Genomic DNA, 7023 nt, shown 5'->3' on the forward strand with positions numbered 1-7023 from the left:
TCCCTTTTCTCTTTCGGCACAAAAAGAGGTTGTCCCGTCGCTTCGGCGAGGAACAGCCTCTTTTTCTTCATTCGCAAAAACTATTTATTTTGGGGCTCGTACATATCGAAGTCTTTGATCACTTCGCGGGTGCGTGCCGATTTAAATATATTCTCGATCAGATTCAAGACCCGAAGCACCTCGCTGTTTTTCACGATTGGCTCTGCCGTACCTTCCACAACCGCCGCAAAATTGTCATAGAAGCTGCTCTCATGCTCGAATGCCTTCGGCAGTGCTTCGGTCAGGGTCGCCTCTTCCGATGGTGGAGCCATCGTTTTGGTCAGACCGACTCCGGCTTTGATCGGCTTCGGCTCGATTTTGCCTACTTCGTGGTTCTGAACGACGGATCGTCCAGTCAGCGACCAATCCTCGATGACGGCCGTGCCCTCGGTTCCTTTGACATACCAGCGCGGAAGGGGGATGAAATTGGTCGTGCCCACTTCGATGATGGCTGTCACGCCATTTTCAAATTCCAGAACCGCATCAAACCCGTCGTCCACTTCGTCGCCCAGAATAAAGCTGAGTCTGCTTGTCACACTTGTAATTTTGCTGTCGATCATGAATACGAACTGGTCTAACAGATGAACGCCCCAATCCAGCAGCATCCCGCCGCCATAGGCTTCCAGATGACGCCAGTCCCCCGGAATCCCGTTGGCGCCATGTACCCTCGACTCAATCTGGAACAGATCGCCGATCGTGCGCTTGTCGTACATCTCCTTGATGATCCGGAAATCCTCGTCCCAGCGGCGGTTTTGATGGACCATCAGCACGTTGCCTGTTTCCTCCGCCACCGCCATCATGTCTTCGAAATCTTTTACGTACATCGTTACCGGCTTTTCGCAGATGACATGTTTACCATGCTGTAATGCTGAAATAACCAGCTCTTTGTGAACGTCGTTCGGCGTGGCAATCAAAATGACGTCAACTGCCGGGTCGTTTAAGACGGCTTCATAGCTTTCATATGCCGGATACCCATCATTTTGTGATGCTTCTCTGCGAGCTTCCAATACATCGTAGGTTCCCGTGACCTTCAGCCGTGAGTTGTCCAAAATCAGTTTGGCATGATAGCTGCCCATACCGCCGTATCCTACGATGACTACCGAATGCGTTTTAGTGCTCATGCAATCTCCTACTCCCTCTCGCTTAGCGGCACCCGTTCCATCTGGCGCTTGGTCCTTGTGAAAAGAACAGGCGCCATCTTCAAATGTTAAACGCTGCATGCAACCGGCCGCGCATTAGTTTATTTTCCATACGGTTCTATCGTAAAGGAAATGCGGACAAAATAAAATGAATAATATGCTAAAAACATGAACAATCCGGTTATTTTTTAAGTCCAGACATAGAAAAGAGCAGCCTTTTCCTGTAAGAGGTCAGGGCTGCTGTGCATGATCATGTAATTACGGGGTTAAGCAGGTCATTATAACCCGGACCCCTCATCCTTCGCGCGCATAATCGCTGAATGTCGAAAGCACGCTGTTAAACTCATCGATGTCCTGGATTCGAATGCCGTCATATAAATGTCTCAGAGCTTTATCAGGCAGCGAAGATTCCATGGAGCTGATATCAAGCTGAAAGAATGTTTTAATGACCTTCGCCTGCTCCGGCGGACCATCAAACAAGGACAGGTTTCCGTCTTTGTCGAGGCTCATGTATGCCCTCTCTTTACAGGTGGGCGAAAGATCCGGAATCGTTTCGTTCAGCACCAATTTTCCTTGTCCCGCAAACTGCCCTTTCCAGGTGGGGTGCTCGTTGAGCAGGTTATAGATCTCATCCGTATTCAGTTTGCCCAGGGTGCGTTCCTCTTCACCGCAAACGTAGCTATGCCGGACAATGACCTCGTTCACCTGTTTGGTTTTGTTTAATTCCTTCCAAAAGTTCGGATCGCCCTTCGCATCGTCCGAGGCCTCGGTTTGCTGATAATATTGAAGCGTCTCTATAGCTACGGGCGGCTTGCTGTTTAGCAAGCTTTGCACTTTATCCGGCAAATACATGCTGATCCATACGATCGCGACCACAAGCGAGGATAGCCCTAAGGTCAAAGACCGGCGTTTCCACCACCGCCACTGCTTTTGCAGCTTCTTTTTAATTTTGGTTGCATTCACAATAATCCCCTTCTATTCCCTGTCTTTTTCTTTTATTCTGACCTGGGGATTACATATTTATACAGCAAAAAACCGCTGGATTCCTCCAAGCGGTTTAATTGAATCGGGATGACACGATTTGAACATGCGACCCCCTGGTCCCAAACCAGGTGCTCTACCAAGCTGAGCTACATCCCGGAAATATGTATGACGACTATATGACTCTAGCAAGCCTCAACGCGCTTGTCTCTCATAATCGCCTCAACATTCCCTATTATATAGCAGCTCACAAACTTGGTCAAATAATTTTTTTGCGAATAATAGATTCAAGCCGGCACTATTCAACCTGATCTCCTCTCGGAGTATATAATCCTTTCTACACCAGTCGAAACAACGGGTCCTCTTTGATGTAATCCACCGGTATGCCAGGAAACATGGCAGCCAGTCTGACTGCAAGAGCCTTCATGCCCGGCTCCTCGCTCTCGGCGTGACCGAGTACCAGTAAAGCCCTGCGGACCCCTTGGCGAACTGCTTCTCGTACATGCTCCGGCGTTTCCCATTCATGGCCTTCCCCATATATCACCAGCTCCACTTGTTCCTTCTCAAACAGAGGGATCGCCATGGAGCCATGTCCTCTATATCCTGCTAAAATACCGATACGACTGCAGCTCATGTTCATATCCCCTATGATGCGCACATGGGAAATACCCAATCTCTGCTTGACGTGCTCTGCAATCTCCTGAAGAGAAGCAGGCGGAATGTTGAGCAGGGAAGCCGATGGGTGATGCACACTGACATAGTCATCCCAGGCAAGCTCCCTTATCAGACCATCTGTGATCCCATCGGGTTGGTAACGGTGCCAATAATCATGGAAGCGAAACACAGCAATGCCCGATTCCTCTATAAACTGCTTCTTGGTTTGGCAAATGAAGTCTTCGCCGCCCGCTGCTCCATCGTCTTCATGTGAAAAAAACAGCCCCTCATGTGCGATAACGAGGTTTGCCTTCCGCTTCAGTGCCTGCTCGATGACCTGCCGGGTAGGCATGAAGGTCGTCACTATGCCTGTGACCTCCATGCCCGGGTCGCCGAATTTTAACGTATCGACCGTCCGTTCCAGCCTGCCGACTGGTTTAATCAGGGCGTCCATCACTGCCTGTACCGTAGGTTTCATCCCATTCCCTCGATTCATTCCTGAACTAAATCCATGCATGTTGCGAATCCTGCTTCAGCGGCGGTTCGCAGACGGATCATTCCAACAATTTTAAATATTCCAGCACTCAATGCCTGCTCGCTGTATTGACCACATACTCCGCGACCAGCTTGATTTGGGCTGGCTCCTTTCCGGATAAAGCCACACTTCTGCGATCCGGCTGGGAGGTTCCTACATATACGGTGTACTCACCTGGCTCCACCTTGGATACCCCGTGTTCATCGCATAGGGAGAAGGCCTCGGCACTGAGATTCAATTGGACCTCCGCTGTCTCCCCGGCCTTTAAATGGACCTTGCGGAAGGCTTTGAGCTGCGGGTTCGGCGTTCCTTCGCGATTGGCCTTGACATAAACTTGAAGCACTTCTCCGCCATCCCGGCTTCCTGTATTCATCAGTGTTGCCATGACCTGAACCCCCACCTCTGTAATCTTTTCGATGCTGATCCTTACGGATTCTACCGCGAAGTCAGAGTAAGTAAGTCCGAAGCCGAACGGGTAAAGGGCCTCATTCTCCATATATCGATAAGTTCGGTTCTTCATGGCATAATCGGTAAACTCGGGCAGTTCTTCCGTGGTACGGTAGAAGGTTATCGGCAGTTTTCCTTCAGGCGAGAACTCTCCGAATATCGCTTCGGCGATTGCCCTTCCACCTTGAGCACCGGGATACCAGCCCTGAAGAATGGCAGGAATGTGACGGTCCGCATACTCAATGGCCAATGCGCTTCCCGACAAAAGCACCAGAATGACTGGTTTGCCGCTTTCCTGTGCCACCCGCAGCATGTCTTCTTGAATGCCGGGGAGCCTCAGGTCCTTCTTATCCCCGCTCACGAACGGGTTTCCGGTATCCCCTTCCTCCCCTTCGAGTCCGGCGTCCAGCCCCAGGCAGACGATAACGACATCACTCTCTGCACAAACGCCCTTGACCTCCGAAATCCGGTCATCGTTCTGGGCAAGCGGGCTGACTTTTTCTTTAAACAAATGACAGCCTTCCGAATAGAGCACACGAATGTCATCTCCGACATAATCCTGAATACCTTCAACAACCGTAATGTAACGGGATGCAGTGCCTTCATAATTTCCTACCAGGGCACGCCGGTTATTGGCATTGGGTCCAATGACACCAACCGTCTTGAGCTGTTTTTTGTCGAGGGGCAGCAGCCCGTCATTTTTCAGCAGAACCAGACATTCTCTGGCTGCTTTAAGGTTCAGCTCACGCATGGGGGCTGAATCCGTTTCCGCGTAGCCAATGGAGGAGTAAGGCACCTTTTCCGGTTCGTCGAACAGGCCAAGCTTCATTCTTGTCGTGAACAACCGGGTGACCGCCTTATCGATCTGCTCTTCGGTCACAAGCCCCTGCTCCACCGCTTCCAGGAGGAAAACAAACAAGCTTCCGCAGTTGAGGTCACAGCCGCGGTTCACGGCGAGCGCCACGGATTCGACCTCATTTGCCGTTACCTTATGCTGTTCATGAAAATCCCGGATTGCCCAGCAGTCGGATACGACATGGCCGTCGAATGCCCAATCGCCGCGCAAAATTTGGCCTAAAAGCCGTTCACTTCCACAGCAAGGCTCGTTGTTGGTCCGGTTGTAAGCTCCCATGATTGCCTCCACCTTTGCTTCCTGTACGGACGCTTGAAAGGCAGGCAGATACGTCTCATACAAATCCTGATCCGTTACAACCGCATTGAAGTGGTGGCGCTGATCCTCAGGTCCCGAATGCACGGCGAAATGCTTTGCACAAGCCGCAACCTTCAAATAGTTCTCATCATCGCCCTGCAATCCCTGAATGAATTGGACCGCAAGTCTAGACGTCAAATAGGGATCTTCACCATAGGTTTCATGTCCTCGTCCCCAACGCGGATCGCGAAAAATGTTCACGTTAGGCGCCCACATCGTCAGACCCTTATAGATATCCGTATCGCCGAATTGCTGCTGCATGTTGAACTTCGCGCGCGCTTCCGTCGCGATCGCATCCGCCACTTCATGAAGGAGAGTCTCGTTGAACGTTGCCGCAAGCCCGATTGCTTGAGGGAATATGGTCGCCGTTCCTGCTCTGGCCACTCCATGGAGCCCTTCATTCCACCAGTTATACGCTTTTACGCCAAGACGTTCAATTGCCGGCGCGGCATGAAGCATCTGGTACACTTTTTCCTTTAAAGTCATCTGTTTAACTAACTGACCGGCTCGTTCCTTGTACTGCTTCACTTTGTCCATATTTTCCGTCAATTGAGACATGGTTACACACGCTCGCTCTCTTTTCAAAATGTGATTGTTCAGCTTGCTTGGGTGCAGTCCTTGGAATTTGACTGATGACACCGCATATCCGCATGAAAACAGCAAAATATGGTATAATCCCATTGTTGTATCCAAGGTGCAGTGCACGAAGTTTGATAACGTATAAGGCTGTTTTATGCGTTTACATTGCCTTATATTTTATAAAAACGCCTTCATCCTTACCTTAATTATAATGAATTTGTCTTCTCTTACTTCTTGATTGTTGCGTTTCACTAATCAATTATTGCGATTTTTACGATCAGATAGAAAGGCGGAATGCCGAGTGATTGAGATTCTCGAGGGTACCCGGGAAACCGTTTCGTATAGTCCTCATTTTCGTGTCCGGCTTTACTTGAACCAGGAGATGGAGAATTACCCGATCCACTGGCATCCGGCGGTGGAAATTATCATGCCTCTCGAGAATATCTATACAGCTGTAGTGATCGGGGAAAAACATATCTTAAACCCCCGCGATATCCTCGTCATTCCTCCCGGGGAACTTCATGAGCTTTACGCCCCCGAATCGGGAAGACGCATGATCCTGCAGTTTGACAGCGCGATCCTTTACCAACTGGACGGCTTTTCTTCCAGCATGTCATTGCTTGGCTCCAGTATCGTCATAAGAGCCGAACAGCATGAAGAACTCCATGCCAGCCTGGAGGCTTTGCTTCTGCAAATCATGAACGAATACTTCAGCGATGCTCTTCTCAAGGAAGCCGCAGCTTTCTCCCTTCTGATTCAGTTTTTCGTCCAGCTTGGACGCAATTACGTATCAGGCGAGAATCGTTTCCCGCATACCCGAAGCGGCAAGCAGCATAAATACGTGGATATGTTTCTGGAAATCTGCACCTACGTTAACGAACACTGTACCGAAGATATTAGTATCGAACATGTAGCCGCACGGGCGGGATTCAGCAAATTTCATTTTATCCGTCTATTCAAACAGTTTACCGGCTCCTCTTATTACGCGTATCTCAACAAAAGAAAGATCATGAACGCGGAGAAGCTGCTGATGGAGCCCGATTTATCGATTACCGAAGTGGCTATGAGGTCAGGCTTTGTCAGTCTGTCCACTTTCAACCGGGTGTTCAAATCATACAAAAAGTGTACCCCGACCCAGTTCAAGAACCTGCAGGGGGTGCACCGGACGAACACTTGAAAGCAAAAAAGGCTGCAGTTCTCCAAAGAATCTTCCCTAGAGAATGCAGCCTTTTATAAACATTGTACCTTGTCCTTTTTGGGCTCAGACAACCAGTGCGTCCAACCAGGCCGTTCAATTTTCAGACAAACAAAAACAGGTTAGTAAGATTGCTTTAAAGCAATTTCACTAACCTGTTTCATGTATGCCGGTGAAGGGACTCGAACCCCCACGGTTTCCCTCACGATTTTGAGTCGCGCGCGTCTGCCAATTCCGCCACACC

General features: G+C 49.8%; 5 protein-coding genes and 1 tRNA gene. 1 reads left to right on the forward strand and 5 read right to left on the reverse strand.

Annotated elements, in window-relative coordinates; translation table 11 throughout:
* Positions 1–80: 80 nt before the first annotated feature.
* The 5 genes from ACTHPM_RS11470 to ACTHPM_RS11490 form a co-directional block, all read right to left on the reverse strand.
* The gene (locus ACTHPM_RS11470) at positions 81–1160 is read right to left on the reverse strand and encodes a Gfo/Idh/MocA family protein (RefSeq protein WP_440395291.1); all 1080 of its coding nucleotides are present in this window, start codon (positions 1158–1160) and stop codon (positions 81–83) included.
* 312 nt (positions 1161–1472) lie between these two features.
* Entirely contained in the window at positions 1473–2141 is a 669-nt protein-coding gene (locus tag ACTHPM_RS11475; RefSeq protein ID WP_440395292.1) for a BofC C-terminal domain-containing protein, read from the reverse strand.
* A gap of 103 nt (positions 2142–2244) precedes the next feature.
* A tRNA-Pro gene (locus ACTHPM_RS11480) sits at positions 2245–2318 on the reverse strand.
* 178 nt (positions 2319–2496) lie between these two features.
* Positions 2497–3291, reverse strand: coding sequence for a Nif3-like dinuclear metal center hexameric protein (locus tag ACTHPM_RS11485; RefSeq protein ID WP_440395293.1), 795 nt, complete (start codon positions 3289–3291; stop codon positions 2497–2499).
* A gap of 106 nt (positions 3292–3397) precedes the next feature.
* The gene (locus ACTHPM_RS11490) at positions 3398–5563 is read right to left on the reverse strand and encodes a glycoside hydrolase family 3 C-terminal domain-containing protein (RefSeq protein WP_440395294.1); all 2166 of its coding nucleotides are present in this window, start codon (positions 5561–5563) and stop codon (positions 3398–3400) included.
* A gap of 322 nt (positions 5564–5885) precedes the next feature.
* Here ACTHPM_RS11490 and ACTHPM_RS11495 point away from each other — a divergent pair, with 322 nt between their 5' ends.
* Positions 5886–6761: an AraC family transcriptional regulator gene (locus ACTHPM_RS11495; RefSeq protein ID WP_440395295.1), complete on the forward strand. Its 876-nt coding sequence runs from the start codon at positions 5886–5888 to the stop codon at positions 6759–6761.
* Positions 6762–7023 lie beyond the last annotated feature (262 nt).

Source organism: Paenibacillus sp. SAFN-054 (genome assembly GCF_051966755.1).
GTDB lineage: Bacteria > Bacillota > Bacilli > Paenibacillales > Paenibacillaceae > Paenibacillus_AQ.

Coding starts and splice junctions, on each gene's coding strand:
- ACTHPM_RS11470 (WP_440395291.1), bottom strand. CDS start 1,160: ATGAGCACTAAAACGCATTCGGTAGTCATCGTAGGATACGGCGGTATG.
- ACTHPM_RS11485 (WP_440395293.1), bottom strand. CDS start 3,291: ATGAAACCTACGGTACAGGCAGTGATGGACGCCCTGATTAAACCAGTC.
- ACTHPM_RS11490 (WP_440395294.1), bottom strand. CDS start 5,563: ATGTCTCAATTGACGGAAAATATGGACAAAGTGAAGCAGTACAAGGAA.